At 73.1% G+C, this 22,384-nt stretch carries 23 protein-coding genes, 1 tRNA gene and 1 pseudogene; 13 read left to right on the top strand and 12 right to left on the bottom strand.

Features of this window, described 5'->3' with window-relative positions; all coding sequences use genetic code 11:
- Window positions 1-21: 21 nt before the first annotated feature.
- Window positions 22-885: a Cof-type HAD-IIB family hydrolase gene (locus tag ABZ937_RS40460; RefSeq protein ID WP_361700053.1), complete on the top strand. Its 864-nt coding sequence runs from the start codon at window positions 22-24 to the stop codon at window positions 883-885.
- Here ABZ937_RS40460 and ABZ937_RS40455 read toward each other — a convergent pair.
- Complete coding sequence (locus tag ABZ937_RS40455) at window positions 882-1,796, bottom strand: nitroreductase/quinone reductase family protein (RefSeq protein ID WP_361700050.1); 915 nt, start codon at window positions 1,794-1,796, stop codon at window positions 882-884. The genes ABZ937_RS40460 and ABZ937_RS40455 overlap by 4 nt on opposite strands.
- Window positions 1,797-1,961: 165 nt before the next feature.
- On the opposite strand from ABZ937_RS40455, the gene ABZ937_RS40450 reads away from it, so the two are divergent.
- Window positions 1,962-2,360, top strand: coding sequence for a MarR family winged helix-turn-helix transcriptional regulator (locus ABZ937_RS40450; protein ID WP_361700092.1), 399 nt, complete (start codon window positions 1,962-1,964; stop codon window positions 2,358-2,360).
- Between the two features lie 65 nt (window positions 2,361-2,425).
- Here the strand turns inward: ABZ937_RS40450 and ABZ937_RS40445 are convergent, their stop codons facing one another.
- The 5 genes and pseudogenes from ABZ937_RS40445 to ABZ937_RS40425 form a co-directional block, all read right to left on the bottom strand.
- Window positions 2,426-3,235 carry an SAM-dependent methyltransferase gene (locus ABZ937_RS40445; protein WP_361700048.1) on the bottom strand — a complete coding sequence of 270 codons (810 nt, stop codon included), beginning with the start codon at window positions 3,233-3,235 and terminating at the stop codon, window positions 2,426-2,428.
- 68 nt (window positions 3,236-3,303) lie between these two features.
- The gene (locus tag ABZ937_RS40440) at window positions 3,304-3,951 is read right to left on the bottom strand and encodes an endonuclease (protein ID WP_361700046.1); all 648 of its coding nucleotides are present in this window, start codon (window positions 3,949-3,951) and stop codon (window positions 3,304-3,306) included.
- 30 nt (window positions 3,952-3,981) lie between these two features.
- Window positions 3,982-4,326 (bottom strand): DUF3140 domain-containing protein, encoded by a 345-nt coding sequence (locus ABZ937_RS40435; RefSeq protein ID WP_361700044.1) that lies wholly within the window; start codon window positions 4,324-4,326, stop codon window positions 3,982-3,984.
- Window positions 4,327-4,356: 30 nt separating this feature from the next.
- Window positions 4,357-4,845, bottom strand: coding sequence for a DNA starvation/stationary phase protection protein (locus tag ABZ937_RS40430; protein ID WP_361700041.1), 489 nt, complete (start codon window positions 4,843-4,845; stop codon window positions 4,357-4,359).
- An 82-nt stretch (window positions 4,846-4,927) separates the two neighbouring features.
- Window positions 4,928-5,738: pseudogene (locus ABZ937_RS40425) on the bottom strand (lysophospholipase).
- Between the two features lie 144 nt (window positions 5,739-5,882).
- On the opposite strand from ABZ937_RS40425, the gene ABZ937_RS40420 reads away from it, so the two are divergent.
- The 3 genes from ABZ937_RS40420 to ABZ937_RS40410 all read left to right on the top strand — a co-directional run bounded on the left by ABZ937_RS40420 (window position 5,883) and on the right by ABZ937_RS40410 (window position 9,491).
- The gene (locus tag ABZ937_RS40420; RefSeq protein WP_361700038.1) at window positions 5,883-7,070 is read left to right on the top strand and encodes an acetyl-CoA C-acyltransferase; all 1,188 of its coding nucleotides are present in this window, start codon (window positions 5,883-5,885) and stop codon (window positions 7,068-7,070) included.
- A 74-nt stretch (window positions 7,071-7,144) separates the two neighbouring features.
- The gene (locus tag ABZ937_RS40415; RefSeq protein ID WP_361700035.1) at window positions 7,145-8,656 is read left to right on the top strand and encodes a long-chain fatty acid--CoA ligase; all 1,512 of its coding nucleotides are present in this window, start codon (window positions 7,145-7,147) and stop codon (window positions 8,654-8,656) included.
- 61 nt (window positions 8,657-8,717) lie between these two features.
- A complete protein-coding gene (locus ABZ937_RS40410) occupies window positions 8,718-9,491 on the top strand; it encodes a sulfite exporter TauE/SafE family protein (RefSeq protein ID WP_361700033.1) in 774 nt (257 codons plus the stop codon).
- On the opposite strand, the gene ABZ937_RS40405 is transcribed toward ABZ937_RS40410, so the two are convergent.
- The gene (locus ABZ937_RS40405; protein ID WP_361700090.1) at window positions 9,480-10,262 is read right to left on the bottom strand and encodes a TIGR01458 family HAD-type hydrolase; all 783 of its coding nucleotides are present in this window, start codon (window positions 10,260-10,262) and stop codon (window positions 9,480-9,482) included. The two genes, ABZ937_RS40410 and ABZ937_RS40405, sit on opposite strands and share 12 nt — an antisense overlap.
- 69 nt (window positions 10,263-10,331) lie before the next feature.
- On the opposite strand from ABZ937_RS40405, the gene ABZ937_RS40400 reads away from it, so the two are divergent.
- Window positions 10,332-11,093, top strand: coding sequence for a cobalt-precorrin-6A reductase (locus ABZ937_RS40400; RefSeq protein ID WP_361700031.1), 762 nt, complete (start codon window positions 10,332-10,334; stop codon window positions 11,091-11,093).
- A 277-nt stretch (window positions 11,094-11,370) separates the two neighbouring features.
- Here ABZ937_RS40400 and cobF read toward each other — a convergent pair whose 3' ends face one another.
- Window positions 11,371-12,144: a precorrin-6A synthase (deacetylating) gene (cobF, locus tag ABZ937_RS40395; protein WP_361700028.1), complete on the bottom strand. Its 774-nt coding sequence runs from the start codon at window positions 12,142-12,144 to the stop codon at window positions 11,371-11,373.
- Between the two features lie 70 nt (window positions 12,145-12,214).
- Window positions 12,215-12,724, bottom strand: coding sequence for a DUF309 domain-containing protein (locus tag ABZ937_RS40390; protein WP_361700026.1), 510 nt, complete (start codon window positions 12,722-12,724; stop codon window positions 12,215-12,217).
- Between the two features lie 105 nt (window positions 12,725-12,829).
- Here ABZ937_RS40390 and ABZ937_RS40385 point away from each other — a divergent pair.
- Window positions 12,830-12,903: transfer RNA gene (locus ABZ937_RS40385), tRNA-Pro, on the top strand.
- 85 nt (window positions 12,904-12,988) lie between these two features.
- On the opposite strand, the gene ABZ937_RS40380 is transcribed toward ABZ937_RS40385, so the two are convergent.
- The 3 genes from ABZ937_RS40380 to mtnP are packed head-to-tail and all read right to left on the bottom strand — an operon-like array spanning window position 12,989 to window position 15,724.
- Window positions 12,989-13,354, bottom strand: coding sequence for a DUF1330 domain-containing protein (locus tag ABZ937_RS40380; RefSeq protein ID WP_361700023.1), 366 nt, complete (start codon window positions 13,352-13,354; stop codon window positions 12,989-12,991).
- A complete protein-coding gene (locus tag ABZ937_RS40375) occupies window positions 13,351-14,823 on the bottom strand; it encodes an MFS transporter (protein ID WP_361700021.1) in 1,473 nt (490 codons plus the stop codon). Before ABZ937_RS40375 ends, ABZ937_RS40380 begins: the two co-directional genes overlap by 4 nt.
- Entirely contained in the window at window positions 14,816-15,724 is a 909-nt protein-coding gene (mtnP, locus tag ABZ937_RS40370; protein WP_361700018.1) for an S-methyl-5'-thioadenosine phosphorylase, read from the bottom strand. Before mtnP ends, ABZ937_RS40375 begins: the two co-directional genes overlap by 8 nt.
- Before the next feature lie 215 nt (window positions 15,725-15,939).
- Between mtnP and ABZ937_RS40365 the strand changes: the two genes are divergently transcribed.
- The 6 genes from ABZ937_RS40365 to ABZ937_RS40340 all read left to right on the top strand — a co-directional run bounded on the left by ABZ937_RS40365 (window position 15,940) and on the right by ABZ937_RS40340 (window position 22,282).
- A complete protein-coding gene (locus tag ABZ937_RS40365; protein ID WP_361700016.1) occupies window positions 15,940-16,743 on the top strand; it encodes a 3-oxoacyl-ACP reductase family protein in 804 nt (267 codons plus the stop codon).
- Window positions 16,744-16,756: 13 nt separating this feature from the next.
- Window positions 16,757-18,187 carry a 3-isopropylmalate dehydratase large subunit gene (gene leuC, locus ABZ937_RS40360; protein ID WP_361700013.1) on the top strand — a complete coding sequence of 477 codons (1,431 nt, stop codon included), beginning with the start codon at window positions 16,757-16,759 and terminating at the stop codon, window positions 18,185-18,187.
- On the top strand, window positions 18,184-19,293 hold the full coding sequence (gene leuB, locus ABZ937_RS40355) for a 3-isopropylmalate dehydrogenase (protein WP_361700011.1): 1,110 nt from the start codon (window positions 18,184-18,186) through the stop codon (window positions 19,291-19,293). Before leuC ends, leuB begins: the two co-directional genes overlap by 4 nt.
- The gene (metK, locus tag ABZ937_RS40350) at window positions 19,290-20,507 is read left to right on the top strand and encodes a methionine adenosyltransferase (protein WP_361700008.1); all 1,218 of its coding nucleotides are present in this window, start codon (window positions 19,290-19,292) and stop codon (window positions 20,505-20,507) included. Before leuB ends, metK begins: the two co-directional genes overlap by 4 nt.
- A gap of 281 nt (window positions 20,508-20,788) precedes the next feature.
- Window positions 20,789-21,610: an SAM-dependent chlorinase/fluorinase gene (locus ABZ937_RS40345; RefSeq protein ID WP_361700005.1), complete on the top strand. Its 822-nt coding sequence runs from the start codon at window positions 20,789-20,791 to the stop codon at window positions 21,608-21,610.
- 108 nt (window positions 21,611-21,718) lie between these two features.
- The gene (locus tag ABZ937_RS40340) at window positions 21,719-22,282 is read left to right on the top strand and encodes an adenine phosphoribosyltransferase (RefSeq protein WP_361700002.1); all 564 of its coding nucleotides are present in this window, start codon (window positions 21,719-21,721) and stop codon (window positions 22,280-22,282) included.
- Window positions 22,283-22,384 lie beyond the last annotated feature (102 nt).

Genomic DNA, 22,384 nt, shown 5'->3' with positions numbered 1-22,384 from the left:
GTTCCCGGACGGAAGAAGGACATGCCCGCGACGCCCGCGCCCCTCGTCGACACGACCGCCCCGGCCGCCGGCCCGGCCGACATCCGGCTGATCGTCACCGACATGGACGGCACCCTGCTGGACGACGCCCAGCGGATTCCCGACGGCCTGTGGCCGATGCTCGCCGAACTGCGCCGCCGCGGGGTGCTGTTCAGCCCGGCGAGCGGTCGCCAGTACGCCACGCTGGCCCGGCAGTTCGCCGAGGTGGCCGAGGGCATGGTGTTCATCGCGGAGAACGGCACCTACGTGGTCCGCGACGGCGTGGAACTCGGCTCCGCCCCGCTGGAGCGGTCCGTCGCGGCGGACCTCGCCCGGACCGTGCGCCGGCTGGTCGCGGACGGCGTCGACGTGGGCGCCGTGGTCTGCGGCAAGCGGTCGGCGTACGTCGAGCGGACCGACGAGGCGTTCCTGGCGGAGGTGCGCAAGTACTACGTCGAACACCGTGTCGTCGAGGACGTCACCGCCGTCGAGGACGACGTGATCAAGGTGGCCCTGTTCGACTTCGGCCCCGCCGAGCGCACCACCGCCCCGGCCCTGGCGGCGTTCGCGGCCACGCACCAGGTCGTGGTCTCCGGCGAGCACTGGGTCGACGTGATGCACCCCGCCGCGAACAAGGGCGCCGCCCTGCGCGGCCTCCAGCGCGAGCTGGGCATCACGCCCGCGCAGACCATGGTCTTCGGCGACTACCTCAACGACCTGGAGATGCTGGACGCCGCCGACTGGTCGTACGCCATGTCCAACGCCCACCCGGAGGTCGTCCGCCGGGCCCGCCACCTCGCCCCGTCCAACACCGACAACGGCGTACTGCGGACCGTCGCCGAGGTCCTCGGCATACCGCTGCCCTAGTCACCTTCCCCGGCCGGGCCCAGCAGGGCCGGCAGCAGCTGCTCCTCCTCGTAGGCGAAGTGCGCCTCCAACGCTGAGCAGAGGAGGTCCACTTCGGCCCGGAGCCGGTCGGTGTCCGCGCCCGCGGGCTCGGTGGAGAGCCGGCCGACGAGGGTCTCGATGCCGTCGACCGCCCGGGCCACCGTCTCGTGCTCGCGCCGCAACCGGGCGATGGCCGGGCGCAGTTCGGGGAACTGCCGCTCGAAGCCGGCGAACGCGCCGTCCTCGTTGGTGTGGTGGCCGTGCAGCGAGGCGCACAACGTCAGGCAGTGCGTGGCCAGCCGGCGGCCCAGGGCGGGCGCCCGCGGACGCTCCGCGGAGGCCGGCCCCTCGGCCAGCGCCGTGCGCAGCGAGGCCAGCTCCGCGCGCAGTTCGCCGTGCACCCGGAGCAGGAACGCGCCGATCGCGCGGTTGCGGGCCGCGTCGGCCGGATCGGCGCGGTGCAGGGCCACCACCGGGATCACCCGGGTGGTCGCGGCCTCGTAGGCGGCGAAGGCCGGGTCGCGCTCGCACTGGGCCCGGAACCGGGTGTCGCGCTCCGCGCCCCGCAGGGGCTCGGCGGTGGCCGGGAACCGGTCGACGCGGCCGTCGTCCGTACCGATCTCCACGGTGACGGCCGGGTGCGCGACGGCGTTGTGGTACCAGGCCGGGTGTGCCGGACCGCCCGCGTTGGTGCCGAAGACCAGGAGGCGGTCCCCGTCGCGGGCGTAGGCCACCGGGGTCGTGCGCCGCCGGCCGGTGCGGGCGCCCGTGGTGGTCAGCAGCAGGAGCCGCGCCCCCTCGAACATGCCGCCGACCCGGCCGCCGTTCGCCCGGAACTCCTCGATGACCTGCTGGTTCAGCTCCAGTGGTGAGGGATGCTGTGTGGGCATGGGAGAGCCCCTCTCGATACCATCGACACAGATGTATTTGCCTGGGAAGCAAAATATCTTTGTGAGCAAAGCTATTGAGGGGTGTGGTCCGTGTCAACCGACGCACGCGCACAAGACGGCTCCGGCCTGGACGTGGACGAGACGATCCGCGCGCTGCTCCTGCTGATGCCGCGCATGGTGGGGCGGGCCAAGCGGATTCCGGTGCCGGAGGAGTTCCGGACGATGGCGCTGACGCCCCGGCACCTCTCGCTACTGGCGATGCTGCTGTTCGACGGGCCGATGACCGTGAACGAGCTGGCCGCGGGCCTTGAGGTCGCGCCGACGACCGTGAGCCTGATGGTGGGGGAGCTGAGCCGGAAGGGGATCCTGGAGCGGCGCGAGGACGAGGCCGACCGGCGCCGCCGGATCGTGAGCATCGCCGAGGCGCACCGGGATGCGGTGGGCGGCTGGCTGGGCCAGGGCGCCGGGGCCTGGCGCACGGCGCTGGCACCGCTGTCGGCCGAGCAGCGGCGGATGTTCGTGGACACCCTGGCGGCGTACGAGGCCGCGCTCGGGGAGGAGTGAGAAGGGTGGCCGCCCGACCCGGGCCGGGCTCAGCTCGCGGGCCGGCCGCCTGACCCGGTCCGGGCTCAGCTCGCGGGCTTGCGGCCCACCGCGCCGTACAGCGAGACCGGGCCGTCGGTGGCCGCCGGCGGCTCCTCGGGGCGCCAGTCCGCCACCGACACGATGCCCGGCTCCAGCAGGTCGAGTCCCTCGAAGAACGTGCCCACTTCGGCGTGCGACCGTGACACCAGGGTCACTCCGCCCGCCGCGTACATGGCGATGCCCTTCTGCACGTTCTCCGGGTCGAAGTCGGCGGTCATCGTCGACAGCACCAGCGCGCTGCCCGGAGCCAGCGCGTCGACCAGGGTGGTGACCAGGTCGTGGGCGCCGTCCTCGGCGGCGACGAAGTGGAGCAGGGCGATGAGGGAGAGGGCCACCGGGCGGTCGAAGTCCAGGACGCGGGCGGCCCGTTCGAGGATGGTGCGCGGATCGCGGGCGTCGGCCTGCACGTACTCCGTGACGCCCTCGCGGGTGCCGCGCAGCAGCGCGCTCGCGTGGGCCAGCACGATCGGGTCGTTGTCGACGTAGACCACGCGGGCGTCGGGGGTCACGGACTGGGCGATCTGGTGCAGGTTCGGCTCGGTCGGTATGCCGGTGCCGATGTCCAGGAACTGGCGGATTCCCGCCTCCGCGGCCAGCGCCCGCGTGGCCCGGTGCATGAACGCCCGGTTGGCGCGGGCCGCCTCGGGGGCGCCGCCGTCGAGCGCCGCGATCTGCCGGCCCAGCTGCTCGTCGACGGGGTAGTTGTCCTTGCCGCCGAGGAACCAGTCGTACACCCGGGCCGGATGCGGCCGGGTGGTGTCGATGCCCTGGATGTCCGGCCCGGTCCCCGTCACGTGCTGCTCCTCGGTTCGTTCGCGTCCCGGTGGTCGCTCCGGGGCGTGCGGGGAGCAGTCTGACACGATCACGCGGCGCGGCGCAGACAGTCCTCGGCCACCTCCTTGTCCAGCGCCGCCCGTACCAACGCGGCGGCCAGGACGGCGGGTTGGGTGTTCCCGGCCAGCTCGGTCAGTTTCCCGGGGTCCTTCGGCAGGCGGAGCCGCGCGGCGCCGGACAGCGCCTTGCCGTCCAGGTAGGGGGCGACATCCGGCCACACCCGCTGCGCCTCGCGCAGGAAGATGTCGGCGCCGGCCGGCCCGATGCCGGGCTCCTCCTGGAGGAGTTGCCTGAGGTCGTCGATGTCGCCTTCGGCCTCCCGGTGCAGCCGGCGCAGGTCCCCGCCCCAGCGTTCGGTCAACAGCTCGGCGCCGTCGCCCAGCTGGGTGGCCGTACGCTCGTCGTAACGGCGGTAGCCGCCCCGGCCGAGCGCGTCCACCCGCTGCTGCCAGTCGGCCTCGGCCATCCGGCGGGGGCTGTCCAGGTGGTCCTCGTGCAGGGCCCGGGCGGTGGCCACCGCGACCGAGGCCCGGATCCGGGCGCTGAGCAGCAGGGACAGCACCAGCAGCCGGTACAGCGGCTGCGGGGTGTCCTTCAGCCGGATGCCCGCCTCCTCGGCGTACGTCCGCCCGTACTCGGACACCAGCTCGTGCACGACCCGTTCGTCGCGGTTCATGATCCGCCCGCCGTTCGTGTGGTTCCCGGGCTACGGCTTGAGCGGGTCGTGGCCCAGCGTCATCAGCCGGTGCCGGCGGCGGGTGTCCTCCGGTGTGGTCTCCGGCTCCGGCTCGTTCTCCATGTCGACCAGCTCACCGACCGTGTCGACGACCTCGTGCATCACCCGGACGTCGTCGTCGGTGAGATCGGTGCGGCGCTTCTGCAGGATCGCGAGGACGTGCTGCCCGGTGGGCGTGCCCGCCTCCTCCGGCAGCGGCTCCGTCTCCTCGTCGGCGTCCCGGACCCGCAGCCAGGCCGCGAGTTCCGCCGAGGTCATGTTCACCACGCGGTGGAAGTCCTGCCACAACGCGTCGAGTTCCAGGGAGTCGGCCATGGGTCTTCCCTTCCGTGGGGGCCGGGTGCGCTAGCTCGCGTCGGCGTGCGGGTGGTTCTCGGCCTCGAACATCCAGCGCTGCTTCTCCAGGTCGGCGGTGATGGTGATCAGCAGGTCCTGGGTGACCGGGTCGGCCTTCTCGGTCGCGTCGATCCGCTCGCGCAGCCGGCCGATGGCCGCCTCCAGCGTCGCCACCATCAGCTCCACCACCTCGGTGTCGCGCAGCCAGCCGTCCTTGGTGCCGGGCAGTGCGAAGGTCGCGGCGATGGTCTCCGGCCTGCCGTCCGGCGGCACGCCCAGCGCGGCGGCGCGTTCGGCCACCGTGTCCGAGTGGCCGCGGGCCGTGGCGACCACCTCGTCCAGCTGGAGGTGGATCGACCGGAACCGCGGACCGACGATGTTCCAGTGCGCCTGTTTGCCGATCAGCGACAGCCCGAGCAGGTCGATCAGCGTCTCCTGCAGGGCGGTCCCGGTGACACCGCGTGCCTCGTCGGGCAGCGTGCTCTTGACCACGGTCATGGTGTGTAGGCCCCTTCCGTCGGCATCTGCGGTCTTGTCCGAAAGGGCGGGTGCCCGTGGTGCGGGGCGGCAAACCGGCTGATCAGCGGGGCAGTACCCGGTCCAGGAAGCGGATCACCTCGGCGTGCGCCTCCGCCTTGTCCGTCTCGTGGAACACCTCGTGCCGTGCCCCCGGGAAGATCCGCTCGGTCAGCCGGCCGCCGCTCAGCCGCTCGACCCCGATCCGGCTCCCGGGCAGCGGGACCACCCGGTCGTCGTCGCCGTGCAGCCACAGCAGCGGCAGCGGGCCGACGTCACCGCCCCGGGCGACGGTGTCCAGGGTCCGGGCGAACGCCTCCAGCGTCGGCCGCTTCATGGGGCCGTGCCAGACCAGCGGATCGGCGGCGTAGGCGGCGCCCACCGCCGGGTCCCGGGAGAGCGCGGACGGGCTCAGCGGGGTGTCCGGGATCTCGTCCAGGGCCAGCAGCCGGCCCGGCAGGTCCCAGGCGCCGATCACCGGGCCGGACAGGATCAGCGCGCTCGGCTCGTCGCCGTACCGCTGGGCGTAGCGGGCCGCGATCAGCCCGCCCATGGAGTGGCCGACCAGGACCAGCGGCAGGCCGGGGTGCGCGGCCCGGGCCAGGTCGGCCACCGCGTGCACATCCGTGACGACGTCCTCGAAGTCCTCGATCAGCACCCGCTCCCCGGCCGACCGGCCGTGCCCCATGTGGTCGGGTGCGTACACGGCGGCGCCCCGCCCGGTGAGCACGGCGGCGAGAGCGTCGTACCGGCCGGCGTGCTCGCCGTACCCGTGCACCAGGAGCGCCAGCAGGCGGGGGGGCCGGGTGCGGCCACTCGCGTACGGCGACGGCTCCGCGCGTGCCGTCGAGGACGTGCTCGCGGACGTGGGGCATATCTCCTCCAGCTGTCTCGGTGAAGTCCCGGGGGATCTTCCCAGCGGGGCGGTGGGAGGTCTATAGTCAAAAACTAGCAGTGCTAATTAACTGTGCTGCGCAGTCCGTGCTGATCCACAGCGTCGTAGGTCAGGAGTCCCAGCCGTGCGTCCCGTTCATTTCGCGACCGCCCGCCGCACGCCCCTCGGCAAGCTGCGCGGGGCCCTCTCCTCCGTCCGCCCCGACGATCTGGCCGCCACCGTGATCCGCCGCCTGGTGGCCGACGTGCCCGCGCTCGACCCGGCCCGGATCGACGACGTCTACTGGGGCGCCGCCAACCAGGCCGGCGAGGACAACCGCAACGTCGCCCGGATGGCGGCCCTGCTCGCCGGACTGCCCGACTCCGTACCCGGCGCCACCGTCAACCGGCTGTGCGCCTCCGGACTCGAAGCCGTCACCGCCGCCGCCCGGACCATCGCCGCGGGCGAGGCCGACATCGTGATCGCCGGCGGCTCCGAGTCGATGAGCCGCGCCCCCTTCGTGCTGCCCCGCCCCGACGAGGCCCTGCCGCAGCGCATCGAGACCCATGACACCCGGCTCGGCTGGCGGCTGGTCAACCCCGCCATGCGGGAGCTGCACGGCCTGCTCTCCATGGGCGAGACCGCCGAGGAGGTCGCCGTACGCTACGGCGTCTCCCGCGCCCGCCAGGACGCGTTCGCGCTGCGCAGCCACCAGCTCGCCGCCGCCGCACGCAAGAACGGCCACTTCGACGACGAACTCCTGCCCGTCGAGCGGGCGGACGGCATCGTGGTCGAGCAGGACGAGTGCGTCCGCGAGGACACCTCGCTGGAGAAGCTGTCCCGGCTCAAGCCGGTCTTCCGCGCCGACGGCACCGTCACCGCCGGGAACGCCTCGCCGATGAACGACGGCGCGGCCGGCCTGCTGCTGGTCAGCGAAGAGGCCCTGAACGAGCTGGGTCTTGAGTCCCTCGGCCGGTATGTCGCGGGCGCCTCCGCCGGCGTCCACCCGGACGTGATGGGCATCGGCCCGGTCCCCGCCACCCGCAAGGTGCTGGCCCGGGCCGGCTGGGAGATCGGCGACCTGCAGGAGGCCGAGTTCAACGAGGCGTTCGCCGCGCAGGCACTGGCCTGCGTCGACCAGCTGGGCATCGACCCGGAGCTGGTCAACCCCACCGGCGGCGCCATCGCCCTCGGCCACCCCCTCGGCTGCTCCGGCGCCCGCATCCTCACCACCCTGCTGCACCGGATGCGGCGCACGGGCGCGGAGCGCGGGCTCGCGACCATGTGCGTGGGGGTCGGGCAGGGCAGCGCGGTGCTGGTCGAGAGGCACTGAGGCGTCCTCAACGGGGGCTCCCCGCACGGAGATCCGGTAGCACGAGCCGCAGCTAGGAAACGGAGCAGCACTCCATGGCAACCCTGTCCGTCGCCGCCATCCTCGCCGAGAACGCCCGGCGCCGCCCCGACAAGACCGCCCTGGTCGAAGGCGACCTGCGGCTCACCTTCGCCGAGGTGTGGCAGCGGGCGCTGGCCCAGGCCGGCGCGCTCACCCGGCTCGGCGTACGGCCCGGCGACCGGGTCGCCCTCATGGCCCCCAACACCGCCGAGTTCCCGGTCGCCTACTACGCGATCGTCGCGGCGGGCGGTGTCGTCGTCCCCGTGCACCTGCTGCTGTCGGCCGGCGAGGTCGAGCACGTCCTGCGCGACAGCGGGGCCACCCTGCTGCTCGTCCACCCGGCGCAGGCGGAGACCGGCCGCGCCGCGGCCGAGGCGGTCGGCGTCCGGACCGTCACCCTGGGCGGCGAGCTCGCGCGGCACACGGCGGACGCGGAGCCCCTCCCGACGTACGTCAGCCGGACCGCCGACGACCCCGCGGTGATCTTCTACACCAGCGGGACGACCGGCGTCCCCAAGGGCGCCGTGCTCAGCCACTTCAACATCGTGATGAACGCGACCGTCAACGCCTTCGACGCCAACGACATCCGCGTCGACGACATCGCCCTCGGCGCGCTGCCGCTGTTCCACGCCTTCGGCCAGACGGTGTCGCTCAACTCCACCTGGCGGGCCGGCTCCACGCTCGTGCTGATGCCCCGCTTCGACGCGGCCCGTGCCATCGAGCTGATGGTGCGGGAGGGCGTGAACACCTTCCACGGCGTGCCGACCATGTTCGTCGCCCTCGCGGCGGCAGCCGCCGACGCCGGCCGGCTTCCCGGGCTACGGGTGTGCATCTCCGGCGGGGCCTCGCTCCCGGTCGCCGTACTGGAGCGGTTCGAGGCCGCGTTCGGGGCGAAGATCTACGAGGGGTACGGGCTGTCGGAGACCTCGCCGAGCGCCACCGTCAACCAGCCCGTGTTCGGCACGAAGGCCGGCACCATCGGCCACCCGCTGTGGGGCATCGACGTGGAGATCGCCCGCGCCGAGCTGGAGGACCGGATCGAGCTGCTGCCGACCGGCGAGCTGGGCGAGGTCGTCGTCCGCGGCCACAACATCTTCTCCGGCTACCTCGGCCGCCCCGAGGCCACCGCCGAGGCCCTGGTGGACGGCTGGCTGCGCACCGGCGACCTCGGAACCAAGGACGAGGAGGGCTTCCTGCGGATCGTGGACCGCAAGAAGGACGTCATCATCCGCGGCGGCTACAACGTCTACCCGCGGGAGGTCGAGGAGGTCCTGATGCGGCACCCGGCCATCGCCCAGGTCGCCGTCATCGGCCTGCCCGACGACCTGCACGGAGAGGAGGTGTGCGCCGTCGTCGTCCCGGCCCCCGGCACCCCCTCCGACGCCGCCGCGCTCACCGAGTGGTCCAAGGAGCACCTGGGCAAGCACAAGTACCCGCGGCGCGTGGAGTTCACGGACGCGCTGCCGATGGGACCGAGCATGAAGGTGCTGAAGCGGGAGCTGCGGACGCGGTTCACGGGCCGTTAGGGGCCGATCGGCGAGACGGCCCTGACACCGGTGGATGCGTGTGCATAGCATCGGTCTCCACATGAACACGATGACGCTCTGGCACATATCCGGCTGGGAGTTCGCCGCGCTCGCCTTCGCGGCCCTGCTCGTCGGCTTCTCCAAGACCGCGGTGAGCGGGGCCAACACGGTCAGTCTCGCGATCTTCGCCGCGGTCCTGCCCGCCCGCGCCTCCACCGGCGTACTGCTGCCCGTCCTGATCGCCGGCGACGTCCTCGCCGTCCTCACCTACCGGCGGCACGCGCACTGGCCCACGCTGTGGCGGCTGTTCCCGGCGGTGGCGGCGGGCGTGGTGGCCGGCACGCTGTTCCTGGTGTGGGCCGACGACGGGATCGTACGGACCTCGATCGGCGCGATCCTGCTGCTGATGGCCGGGGTGACGGTGTGGCGCCGGCGGACGGCCGAGACCCCCGGGGCGCCGGAGGCGGTGACGAGCCGGGCGGGCCGGATGAAGGCCCGCTCGTACGGCGTGCTCGGCGGGTTCACGACGATGGTCGCCAACGCGGGCGGGCCGGTGATGTCGCTGTACCTGCTCTCCGCCGGCTTCCGCAAGCTCGGCTTCCTGGGCACCTCCGCGTTCTTCTTCCTCATCGTGAACGTGTCGAAGGTGCCGTTCAGCGCGGGCCTGGGCCTGATCGACGGGAACTCACTGCTCCTCGACGCGGCACTCGCGGTGTTCGTCGTGCCCGGTGCGTTGTTCGGCAAGTGGGCTGTGAACAGGATCAACCAGCGGCTCTTCGAACAACTCGTGATCGCGGCGACGATCGTGGGCGGGGTGCAACTGCTACTCCGCTAGCAGCCCGAGCAGCTCCGGGACGTCCGCGAACGAGTCCACGACATGGTCCGGCGTGCCGTCGGCGTCCCGGAGCGTCTCCGGCTGGTACTTGCCCGTCTTCACCAGCACCCCCGTGAGCCCGGCCCGCTGCGCCGCGAGCACGTCCGACTCGATGTCGTCGCCGACCATCAGCGCCTGCTCCGCGCCCACCCCCAGCCGGGCCAGCGCCGTCTCGAAGAACGCCCGGGACGGCTTGCCGGTGACCTCCGCCTCCACCCGCGCGGCCTGCTCCAGTCCCACCAGGAAGGCACCGGAGTCCAGTTGCAGCCCCTCGTCGGTCCGCCAGTACAGGTTGCGGTGCATGGCGACCAGCCGCGCTCCCCGCTGCAGCTCCCCGAAGGCCCGGTTGAGCGCCGCGTAGTCGAACCCGGGACCGGCCCCACCGACCACGACCACGTCGGCGCCTTCGTCGACCAGGGTGACGTCCCCCAGGTCCGCCTCGATGTCCCCGCAGTTGAGCAGCGCGCAGCGGGCGCCCGGAAAGTGCTCGGCGAGATGGGCGGCGGTGACAGCGGGCGCGGTCAGCACGTCCTGCGCGCTCACCTCGAAACCGGCCCCCGACAGCGTCTCGGCGATCGACGCCCGGGTCCGGGACGTCGTGTTGGTCACCAGAGCCACACCGAGCCCCGCCGCGCGCAGGGCGCGCAGCGCCGCGACCGCACCGGGCAGCGGCTTCCAGGACACGGTGAGGACCCCGTCGATGTCGATCAGGACGGCACGCACGGACGCCATGGATTCCATGGTCCGACCGTAGCGACCCGGGCGGCGCACCGGCCCGTACGACCTCGTACGCTCACCCCTATGCCCGCGCACGTCCTGATCCTCGGCGGCACCACCGAGGCCCGCCGCCTCGCCGCCGACCTCGCCGCCCGGCCCGGCGTCCGGGTCACCACCTCGCTGGCCGGCCGGGTCTCCCGGCCCGGGGAGCTGCCCGGCGAGGTGCGCGTCGGAGGCTTCGGCGGGCCGGAGGGCCTCGCCGACTGGCTGCGCGCGCACCGGGTGGACGCCCTGGTGGACGCCACCCACCCGTTCGCCGAGACGATCACCGCCCACGCGGCCCGGGCGGCCGGGGCCACGGGCGTCCCCGCCGTCGTCCTGCGGCGTCCCGGCTGGCGGCCGGGCCCCGGCGACCGCTGGCACGACGTCCCGTCCCTCGCCGGGGCCGCCGAGGCCCTGCCCGGCCTCGGCCGCCGGGTGTTCCTCAGCACCGGACGCCTCGGCCTCGCGGCCTTCGCCCGGCTGACCGGGCTGCACTTCCTCGTCCGCTCGGTGGAACCGCCCGAGCCGCCGCTGCCGCCGGACACCCGGGTGATCCTGGCCCGCGGCCCGTTCACGGTTCCCGACGAGACGGAACTCCTGCGCGCCCACCGGATCGACGTCCTGGTCACCAAGGACAGCGGCGGCGAGGCAACGGCCGCGAAACTGACGGCCGCACGCGACCTCGGCCTGCCGGTGCTGGTCGTCCGCCGACCTCCCCTGCCGGAGGGCGTGACGGCGGCGCCGGACGTGCCGGCCGCACTGGAGAGGCTGGGCTTCGGGGCGGAGGGGGCAGCGGGGCCGTGAGGGGGCGTGGGCTGTGAGGTGCCGGTGCGTCTCGGGTCTGACGGGCGCGTCGGGCTTTGGAGCGTCGGTGCGTTTCAGGTCGTGAGGGGCGCGTCGGGATTCGAGGTGCCGGGGGACTCCCCTCCCTGAGGGCCGCGTCCGGTTCTGCGGCGCAGGCGGGACTCTCGCCCTGAAGGCCGTGTCCCGGTCCGAGGCGCCGGTGGGAGTCTTCGGAGGGCGCTGTCGGGTTTCGGCGGGCGACCCGCACGGCGCCGGTATCGGCGGGCCGCCCGGTGCCTCAGGCGTCCCCCGGGTTTCTCCGCAGCAGGTACGTGTCCATGATCCAGCCCTTGCGCTCCCGTGCCTCGGCCCGCAGTCGCTCGATGCGCGGAGCGGCCTCGGCGATCGGCCCGGAGACGAGGATCTCGTCCGGTGTGCCGATGTAGGCGCCCCAGTAGATGTCCATGTCCTCCTCGGCGTACTCCCGGAAGGTCTGGTGGGCGTCCAGCATCACGACCACGTCGTCCACCCCCTCGGGGAAGCCCTCGGCCAGCCGCCGCCCGGTGGTGATCTGCACCGGCCGGGCGACCCGGTTCAGCCCCGTGCGATGCCGGGCCACCAGCGCGGAGACACTGCTGACGCCGGGCACGACGTCGTACGTGAACTCCACCGCGCCCCGCTCCAGCACCTCCTCCAGGATCCCCAGCGTGCTGTCGTACAGCGCGGGGTCCCCCCACACCAGGAAGGCGCCGGTGTCGTCCTCGCCCAGCTCCTCAACGATCAGCCGCGCGTAGATCCCGGCGCGGGCGCTGCGCCAGTCACCGACGGCCGGCGAGTAGGCAGCCCCGCCCGCCTTGCGGTCCCGCTCCGGATCCCGGGCCTCCACCACCCGGTACGACCCCTCGGGCAGATGCGCGTCCAGCATGTCCCGGCGGAGCCGCGTGAGATCGCTCTTCACCTCGCCCTTGTCGAGCAGGAAGAACACGTCCGTGCCCCGCAGCGCCTTGACCGCCTGGAGAGTCAGCTGGTCGGGGTCGCCCGCGCCGATACCGATGACATGAATCTTTCGCACGCCCCCGAGTCTGCCGCATGCCACTGACAGCGCGTCCACCGCCTCCGCACACGCTGCGACGGCGCCCCGGTCAGGGGCGCAGCCGAGGCGCCTCGGTCCGCGCGTCCACCGGCCGCGAGCCGTTCTGCTCCACGCGCCCGGCCAGCTCCCGCGCCCACCGGGCGAGCCCCGGCAGGTCCAGCCCGTGCGGCCGGTCCTCGCCCCGCTCGGTCTGCCACTCCTCGACCGCGCCCGCGCCCCGCCGCAGCAGCCGGGCCCCGCCGACGGCGTTCCCGCGGGCCGCGTGGGTGAGCCCCACGGCCAGCTGGGCCAGCCCCCGCCACAGCGTGCGCTCGTCCTCCGGGCCCGACTTCCAGGCGTCCTCGAACACCTCGTGCGCGTGGAACGGCCGTCCCGCCGCCAGCAGCTCCTGCGCCTCGGCGACCGTCGACTCCGGCGCCCGCAGGACCCCCTCCGGCTGCCGCGGGACGCCCTCGGCGCCGTACGGCAGCGGTCGCCCCAGCCCGTCCCGGGGCCGCGCGTTCCGGGCCCGCCCGGTCGCGTCCCGGTCCCTGGCATCCGATGCGCCCGCGTTCGTCATACCGCCGATTGTCCCCCGCCCGGCCGGGGCCTTCTTCGGCGCACCCCCGGGCGTGGGGTAAAGTTCTGTCCGCACGATCACGCGGGACACCGCGCGTGAGTGCGACGGGACGTGGCGCAGCTTGGTAGCGCACTTGACTGGGGGTCAAGGGGTCGCAGGTTCAAATCCTGTCGTCCCGACTCGTGAGAGTCGCTGGTCCGGGCCGGTTTCGGAGGATTCCGAAACCGGCCTTTGATCGTTTCCGGCGTCGGCGAGTGACTCGGTTCAGTCGCGGTCGGCTCCGTGGTCGTCTGGTTTCAGCAGGGGCCTGAGGTCTTCCAGGCGGTCGAACAGGTGCCAGATGTAGGAGGCCGATCCGTTCACCCGGTGGGGATGCAGGTCCGCCAGGGCCGGATCGTCCACATAGCTCCTGAAGGCCGCCTCCGACTCCCACTCGACGAGGATCAGCACCTGTCGCGGCGTGATGTCCCCGGTGACGACCTCGCGCAGCCGACCCAGCGCCACGACCCGGCCGCCGTGCCGGGCGACCTCCGCGCTCGAACGCCGGGCGTACGCCAGGTACTCCTGACGGTCTGCCAGGTCGAAGAGGTTCAGGGCGTAGACGGGTCCGGACACATCGTGCTGGGTCATGACAGCCTCCGGGGCAGGCGCAATCCGAGCAACAGCGTTCCTACGCCCATCACGATCTGCACCGTCAGCGTCGTGACCAGGGCGTCGCGCATCCCTCTTCCGGGTGCGAGGCTCAGGAACAGCGAACCGAGCGTCGCCGCGCCCAGCGCGAGCATCGACTGCTGGGCGGTGATCATCACGCCGCTGCCCACGCCCGCCATCGCGTTCGGCACGTCGGAGAGCACGACCCGGAAGACGACCGGCATCACCAGGCCCTGGCCGAAGCCGGCGATCGCCATCCCCGGGGCCAGCAGCGGCACCCCGATGTCGGGCCATCCGGCCCTGACCACCACGGCGATCAGTACGAGTCCGGCGATCTGGACCGCGGCGCCGCCCGCGGCGACCCGGGCGCCGTACCGGGCGACCAGGGAGGGGCCGACGAGTGAGGCCGCGAAGAAGGCAAGCGCCATCGGCGCCAGCGCGATGCCCGCGGTCACCGGGCCGAAGCGCAGCCCCTCCTGGAGCGCGACGGCGATGCAGAACATGAAGCCGCCGAACCCGATGGAGAACGTGGGCACCATCACCAGCCCCCGCCGCATGCTGCGTACGCCGATCAGTGACGGCGGCAGCAAGGGGGTACGGCCGGCCAGGTCCGCGCGTCGTTCCACCGAGGCGAACGCGAACGCCGCCGGAACCGTGGCCACCAGCAGGATCCAGGCCCACCACGGCCAGCCCGCCGCCCGGCCCTCGGTCAGCGGAAGCAGCAGGCAGGCCAGGGTGAGGGCGAGCAGCAGCGTGCCGGGCGTGTCCACCGGATGCGGCCGGTCCGAGCGGGTCTCGGGCACGCCGCGCGCGGCCAGCGAGAGTCCGACGAGCACCACGGGCACGTTGACCAGGAAGACCGCACGCCATCCGGTGCCGCCGATGTCCGCGGCCACCAGCACACCGCCGAGGATCTGTCCGACCACCATGGCGAGTCCGGTCGTGGCGCCGTACAGGCCGATGGCCCGGCCGCGCCGCGCCCCCTCGGTGGTCGCCTGGATGGTGGCCAGCACCTGGGGCAGCAGCAGGGAGGCCGCGGCGCCCTGGGCCACGCGGGCGACCACCAGGGTCCACGCGTCGGGGGCCAGCCCGCACACCAGGGAGGTCACGCCGAAGGCCGCCATCCCCCACAGGAACAGCCGCCGCCGGCCGAAGCGGTCACCGAGGCGGCCGCCCAGCACCAGGAGCACGGCGTGGGCCACGCCGTACCCGGCCACGACCAGTTCGAGCAGGGACTGCGACGTGTGCAGGTCCTGTTGCATCGACGGCAGCGCCACATTGACGATGTAGTAGTCGAGCAGCGGCAGGGACGCCCCGACCAGCAGGGTGCACAGACCGAGCCCGCCGAGTCCCGCCGCCGCGCCGGCGGGGCGGCCGGTGACGGGGGCGGCCTGGGCGCCCGCGGAGACGGCGACGGGCTCGTCGGCGCTGTCCGCGCGGTCACTCATCGCCGGTCTCCCGGCGGGTGCCGGCCGCGCCGTCGACCAGCCAGGCGGTGTCGGCACGCGCGGCGAGCGCGGCGACCCCGCCGTGCGTGAGCACGGACGTCTCCAGCACGTTCGCGCAGCCGCAGGCGCCTGGCGCGGGAAGCCGCTTGACCAGTTCGGCCACGGCCGCCTGGGCCGTGGCGGAGTTGCGCCGCATGACGTCGCTCACCGCCTCCGCGGTGACCGACTCCTCGGTGTCCTCGCGCCAGCAGTCGTAGTCCGTCACCAGGGCCATCCCCGCGTAGCACAACTGGGCCTCGCGGGCCAGGGACGCCTCGGGCAGGGCGGTCATGCCGATGACGTCCAGGCCCCAGGACCGGTAGAGGTGCGACTCCGCGCGGGAGGAGAACCGCGGGCCCTCGACGCAGCAGTACGTCCCCCGCTCGTGCACGACCGCGCCGGACGAGCCGCGCACGGCGGCGGCCACGGCGGGGCGCAGCGCGGCGCAGTAGGGGTCGGCGAACGGCACATGGGCGACCAGCCCGTCGCCGAAGAACGTGGCGGGCCGCACCCCCCGGGTCCGGTCGACGATCTGATCGGGGATCACGATGTCGCCCGGAGCGTGGTCCTCACGGAGACTGCCGACCGCACTGACGCTGAGGATCCGGCGTACGCCCAGCGACTTCAGCGCGTAGACGTTGGCCCGGTAGGGCACCTCGCCCGGCAGCAGCCGGTGCCCCCGGCCGTGCCGGGCCAGGAAGGCGATGCCCACGCCGCCCAGAGTGCCGGTCACCACCGCACTGCTCGGCTCGCCGTACGGGGTGCTCACCCGGGTCTCGCGTACGTCCTCCAGGCCGTCCAGGCCGTACAGGCCGCTTCCCCCGATGACTCCCAGTTCCGCCCGGGTTTCCCGTGAGGACATGGACACTCCTTCGATGCATGGGCCGCGCTCGCGTCGATCCCCCTATGAGTACGCCGGGTCCACGGGCGCGGACCTCCGACGGGCGGCCCGTCTCCTGCGAGGAAAGTGGTAGACGGCCAGGCCGGTTGGTCCGCCCCGGCTGTTCGGTCCGTAGCCGCGGATGCCCCCCTGTCTCCACATGTGGCAGGCGGCGGCCGGACCGTAGCGTCCCCGGCATGAGTGAATCCCTGAGCACACGAGTGGGGCACGGCCGGGTCGCGGTGGTCACCGGAGCGCGGCGCGGCATCGGCCGGCGTATCGCGGAGACGCTCGCGGCCGGCGGACACGATCTGGCACTGATCGACGTGACCGCCGCCGACGAGACGGAGGAGGCCGTCAAGGCGGCCGGCCGGCAGGTCGTCTCCCTGGTCGGTGACGTCTCGCGGGAAGCGGACGTCGTGGGCCTCGCGGAGCAGGTGGCCGGCTCCTTCGGGCGGGTGGACGTCCTGGTGAACAACGCCGGCGTCAACCTGATCACGCCGACGGAGGAGCTGGCGGGCGAGGACTGGAACCGGGTCCTCGGGGTCAATCTCACCGGCACGTTCCTGTGCAGCCGCGAGTTCGGCCGCCGCATGCTGGGGCAGGGCGGCGGCAGCATCGTCAACATCGCCTCCCTGCTGGGGCTGCAGGGCGCTCCCGATCGCGCGTCGTACGTCGTCAGCAAGCACGGTGTCGTCGGCCTGACCCGCGCCCTGGCGGTGGAGTGGGGCGCGCGGGGCGTCCGCGTCAACGCCGTGTGCCCCGGCTATGTCAACACGGACATGAACGCGACCAACCAGGCCCGGGGCTTCTACACCGCCGAGGACATCACCGAACGCTCCCCCCTCGGGCGCTTCGCGGAGCCCGACGACGTCGCCCAGGCGGTCGCGTTCCTCGCCGACGAGCGCAAGAGCGGCTACGTCAACGGGGCCTCGCTGAGCGTGGACGGCGGCTGGACCGCGGACGCCAGCTGGCGCGGCCTCCTGCTGAGCAAGCGCTGAGGGGGAGAGCGACGTGGGACTGACACTCGCGGAGAAGATCTGGCGCCGGCATGTGGTGGACACCACGGACGGCGGCCCCGACCTCCTCTTCATCGATCTGCACCTGATGCACGAAATGACCAGCCCGCAGGCCTTCGACGGGCTGCGCGCGGCGGGGCTGCGCCCCCGGCGCCCGGACCTGACCCTCGCGACCGAGGACCACAACGTACCGACCGAGAACACGGCGGCAGGGCTGCTCTCCATCACCGAGCCGGTCTCCCGCGCCCAGGTGGAGCAACTGCGCCGCAACTGCGCCGAGTTCGGCGTCCCCCTGTTCTCGCTCGGGGACGCGGAGCAGGGCATCGTCCATGTGATCAGCCCCGAACTCGGCCTGACCCAGCCCGGGATGACCATCGTCTGCGGAGACAGCCACACCAGCACGCACGGGGCGTTCGGGGCGCTCGCCTTCGGTATCGGCACCAGCGAGGTCGAGCACGTCCTGGCGACGCAGACGCTGCCGGTGAGCCGGCCGCGCACCATGGCGGTCACCGTGACCGGGACGCTGCCGCCGGGTGTCACCGCCAAGGACCTGATCCTCGCCGTCATCGCGGAGATCGGCACGGGCGGCGGCCAGGGCCATGTGATCGAGTACCGGGGCCAGGCGGTCAGGGCCCTGTCCATGGAGGCCCGGATGACGTTGTGCAACATGTCGATCGAGGCCGGGGCGCGGGCGGGCCTGGTCGCACCGGACGAGACCACACTCGCCTATCTGCGGGGCCGGCGCTTCGCCCCGCGCGCGGCCGACTGGGACGCAGCGGCGGCCCACTGGTCCACACTGCGCACCGACGACGACGCCGAGTTCGACACCGAGGTCGTCATCGACGGCTCCGCGCTCAGCCCGTACGTCACCTGGGGCACCAACCCGGGCCAGGCGGCCCCGCTGGCGTCGTCCGTGCCCGACCCGGCGTCGCTCCCGGACCCCGCCGCGCGCGCCGCCGCCGAGTCGGCGCTCGCCTACATGGGGCTGGCCGCGGGTACGCCGCTGCGGGACATCGCCGTCGACACCGTCTTCGTGGGCTCCTGCACCAACGGCCGGATCGAGGACCTGCGGGCCGCCGCGGACGTGCTGCGGGGCCGGCGGATCAGGCCGGGGCTGCGCATGCTCGTGGTGCCCGGCTCGACCGCGGTGCGGGAGCAGGCCGAGAAGGAGGGACTCGACCTGGTCTTCACCGCCGCCGGAGCCGAGTGGCGCTCGGCGGGCTGCTCCATGTGCATCGGCGTCAACCCGGACCGGGTCTCCCCGGGCGGGCGCAGCGCGTCGACGTCGAACCGCAACTTCGAGGGCCGCCAGGGCGACGGTGCCCGTACCCACCTGGTGTCACCCGCCGTCGCCGCCGCCACCGCGGTGCTCGGCTCCCTGGCCGCTCCGGCGGATCTGCCACCGGCGATCGGCGCGGTGGCATGACCTACCGGATCGCCGTGCTGCCGGGCGACGGGATCGGCCCGGAGATCATGCCCGCCGCCCAGCGGGTGCTGTCCGAAGTCGGCGACTTCGAGTTCCACGAGTACGCGATCGGCGCCGCCGCGCTGCGGGCGCGGGGCCTGCCGCTGCCGCCGGACACCGTGAGCGGCTGCCGCGAGTCCGACGCCGTGCTGCTGGGCGCGGTGGGCACCGGGGTGCAGCCCACCGACCCCGCGGCGCCGCGCGCCGAGCAGGGACTGCTCGAACTACGCTCCGTCCTGGGCCTGTTCGCGAACCTGCGCCCCGTCCGCCCGCTGCCGGCGCTGCGCGCGGCCAGCCCGCTGCGCAGCGCGTACGTGGACGGCGTGGACCTGCTGGTCGTCCGTGAACTGACCGGCGGGCTGTACTTCGGCGACCGGGGTCGCAGCGGTGCCGGGGCCCGTCAACGCGCCCATGACACCTGCCAGTACACCGTGGCGGAGATCGAGCGCGTGGCCCGCGTCGCGTTCGAGCTGGCGCGGCGCCGGGCCGCCGCCCGGGGCCGTCCGCCCCTGCTGGCCTCGGTGGACAAGGCCAACGCGCTGGAGACGTCCCGGCTCTGGCGCGAGGTGGTGACCAGGCTCGCCGCGCACGAGTATCCCGACGTGACCGTGGAGCACGTCCTGGTGGACACGGCCGCGATGCTTCTGGTGACCGCGCCCGCCCGGTTCGACGTGCTGCTGACGGAGAACATGTTCGGCGACATCCTCAGCGACGAGGCCGCCGCCCTCGCCGGCTCCCTCGGCCTGCTGAGCAGCGCCTCGCTCCCCGCGCTGCCGCACCCGGGCCGGCCCGTGCCGGGCTCCCTGTTCGAGCCGGTGCACGGGTCCGCCCCGGACATCGCGGGCAAGGGCATCGCCAGCCCGCTGGGCATGATCCTGTCCGCCGCGCTCCTGCTGCGCCACGGGCTCGGCCTGGAGGCGGAGGCCGACGCCGTCGAGGGTGCCGTCGAGCGCGCGGTCGGCGTCGGGCTGCGCACCCACGACCTCGGCGGCACCGACGACACCGAGGCGGCGACCCGCGCCGTCCTGTCCGCTCTGTCCAGCTCGCCCGGTAGGAGGCCGGAATGACGCGCCGTCTGTTCACCTCGGAGTCCGTGACCGAGGGGCACCCCGACAAGATCGCCGACCAGATCAGCGACACCGTTCTCGACGCGCTGCTGCGTGCGGACCCCACGTCCCGCGTCGCCGTCGAGACGCTGATCACCACCGGTCTGGTGCACGTGGCCGGCGAGGTGACGACCACGGCGTACGTGCCGATCGCGCAGCTCGTGCGCGACAAGATCCTCGACATCGGCTACGACTCCTCGCACAAGGGCTTCGACGGCGCTTCCTGCGGTGTCTCGGTGTCCATCGGCGCGCAGTCGCCGGACATCGCGCAGGGAGTCGACACGGCGTACGAACGGCGCGTCGAGGGCGCCGCGGAGCGGGGCGACGACCTGGACGCGCAGGGCGCGGGCGACCAGGGCCTGATGTTCGGCTACGCCTGCGACGAGACCCCGGAGCTGATGCCGCTGCCGATCACCCTGGCGCACCGCCTGTCGCACCGCCTGTCCGAGGTCCGCCGGAACGGCACCCTCCGCTATCTGCGCCCGGACGGCAAGACGCAGGTCACCATCGAGTACGACGGCGACAAGGCCGTGCGGCTCGACACCGTTGTGGTGTCGTCCCAGCACGCCGCCGGCATCGACCTCGACGCAACTCTCACCCCCGACCTCCGCGCCCAGGTCGTCGAGCACGTCCTGGACCGACTCCCCGACGACGGCGTCAAGCTGGACACGGAGGGGTACCGCCTGCTGGTCAACCCGACCGGCCGTTTCGAGATCGGCGGTCCGATGGGCGACGCCGGCCTGACCGGCCGCAAGATCATCATCGACACGTACGGCGGCATGGCCCGCCACGGTGGCGGCGCCTTCTCCGGCAAGGACCCGTCCAAGGTGGACCGCTCGGCCGCCTACGCGATGCGCTGGGTCGCCAAGAACGTCGTCGCCGCCGGGCTGGCCTCGCGCTGCGAGATCCAGGTCGCCTACGCCATCGGCAAGGCCGAGCCGGTCGGTCTCTTCGTGGAGACCTTCGGCACGCACACGGTCGGGACCGAGAAGATCGAGAGGGCCGTCACCGAGGTCTTCGACCTCCGACCGGCCGCGATCATCCGTGACCTCGACCTGCTCCGCCCGATCTACGCGCAGACGGCCGCCTACGGTCATTTCGGCCGCGAACTCCCCGATTTCACGTGGGAAAGGACCGACCGCGCGGCCGCGTTGCGTGCGGCCGCCGCCGGATAACGGCCGCCGCGGGACAACGCACTCCCCATTTTTGCGAACGGCCCCGGACCACTGCGGTCCGGGGCCGTTCGCATTTTCGCCGGACCGGGCCGCCGTCAGCGAATTCGGCATCGGGGCCCATTCACTGTCAAGTACCGAACGGCGAATCTTTGCGCGCCGACGGCATATCCGGTGGCTCTGTTCAGCCGATGGAGCCGCCCTCGCGGCCTGGTGGAATTTCCTCAGCAGGAAGACGGGCCCGCCCGAATGGCGCCCCCACCTCACCAGCCGGAGGATGTCTCATGCCCAAGCCGCTCATCGCCTTCCTCTCCGACATCGGTTCGCACGACGAGGCTCACTCGCTCTGCAAGGGCCTGATCCACACCATCGCGCCCGAGGCGACGATCACCGACATCACGCACCAGGTCACGCCGTTCGACGTACGCGAGGGCGCGCTCTACCTCGCCGACGTCCCGGAGTCGTACCCGGCGTGGACGGTCATCACGGCGTACGTCTATCCCGAGACCGGCACCAGCACGCGCACCATCGTGGTGCGCAACAACAAGGGGCAGCTGCTCGTCGCCCCCAACAACGGCCTGCTCACCTACGCGCTGGCCAACGTCCCGGCGGTGCAGGCCTGGGAGGTGACGTCCCCGCACGTGATGAACCAGCCGGTGACGCCCACCTGGTACGGCAAGGACGTGGTCGCCGCCGTGGGCGCGCACATGGCCGCCGGCACCGCGCCGGAGACGGTCGGTGCGGCGCTGCCGCTGGAGGACATCGTGCTCCTGCCCTACGAGAAGGGCCGCGCCCTTCCCGACGGCGGCGCCGAGGGCGAGATCACCCGGATCGACAAGGCCTTCGGCAATGTGTGGACCAACGTCAAGGCGGACCTGATCGCGCCCGTGGACGAGCTCGTCGGGCGCACCCTGCGCGTCACGTTCGACGACGCGGAGGCGGACGTGCCGTTCCACCCGACGTTCGGCGAGGTCGGGATCGGCGAGCCGCTGGCCTACGTCAACAGCCGCGGGACGCTGGCGTTCGGCCGGAACCAGGACAGCTTCCTCGCGAAGTGGCCGGTCTCTCCCGGCAGCCGGTTCTCCGTGCGGATCGTGGAGGCGTGACGGCCGAGGCGCCGTACGCGTCGTGCTGACGCCGTGGCCTCCGACACCTGTGCGCCGGTGTCGGAGGCATGCGTCTGTCCCGCTCTTCCCTCCCTCCAGGAGCCTGTGATGACCACGACGAGCCGGGCCGGCCGGGACGCCGTGCTCGCCCTGCTGCACGAGCGGATCCGGGACGTGCCCGATCATCCGCGCCCGGGAGTGGTGTTCAAGGACATCACCCCCCTGCTGTCCGACCCCGTCGCGTTCGGCGGCCTCGTCGATCTGCTGGCCGACGAGTGCGTCCGGCTCGGGGCGACCAGGATCGTCGGCGTGGAGGCGCGGGGGTTCATCCTCGGCGCCGCCGTCGCCGCGCGGGCCCGCGTCGGCTTCGTGCCGGCACGCAAGGCCGGCAAGCTGCCGGGGCCCACCCTGTCACGCGGCTACGACCTTGAGTACGGCAGCGCGGTGATCGAGCTCAAGGCCGATGCCCTCGACGCGCGGGACCGGGTCCTGGTCGTCGACGACGTCCTGGCCACGGGCGGCACCGCCGAGGCCGTCCTGGATCTGGTCCGGTCCACCGGAGCGACGCCGGCCGCCCTGGCCGTGCTGCTGGAACTGGGCTTCCTCGGCGGACGCGAGCGGCTCGGCCGGGCACTCGCCGGTGCCGAGCTGCACGCCGTCATCTCCGTGTGACCCGTGCGCCGCAAGGAGTCCCCGCGCGACGCGGTCTCCGTGATCATCCCGGAGTACGTGGTCGGTCACTGGTACGAGCACCTGCTGCACAACCAGAGCGCC

Source organism: Streptomyces sp. NPDC046727, assembly GCF_040645635.1.
GTDB lineage: Bacteria > Actinomycetota > Actinomycetes > Streptomycetales > Streptomycetaceae > Streptomyces.
This window is presented reverse-complemented; position numbering and strand designations above follow the sequence as displayed.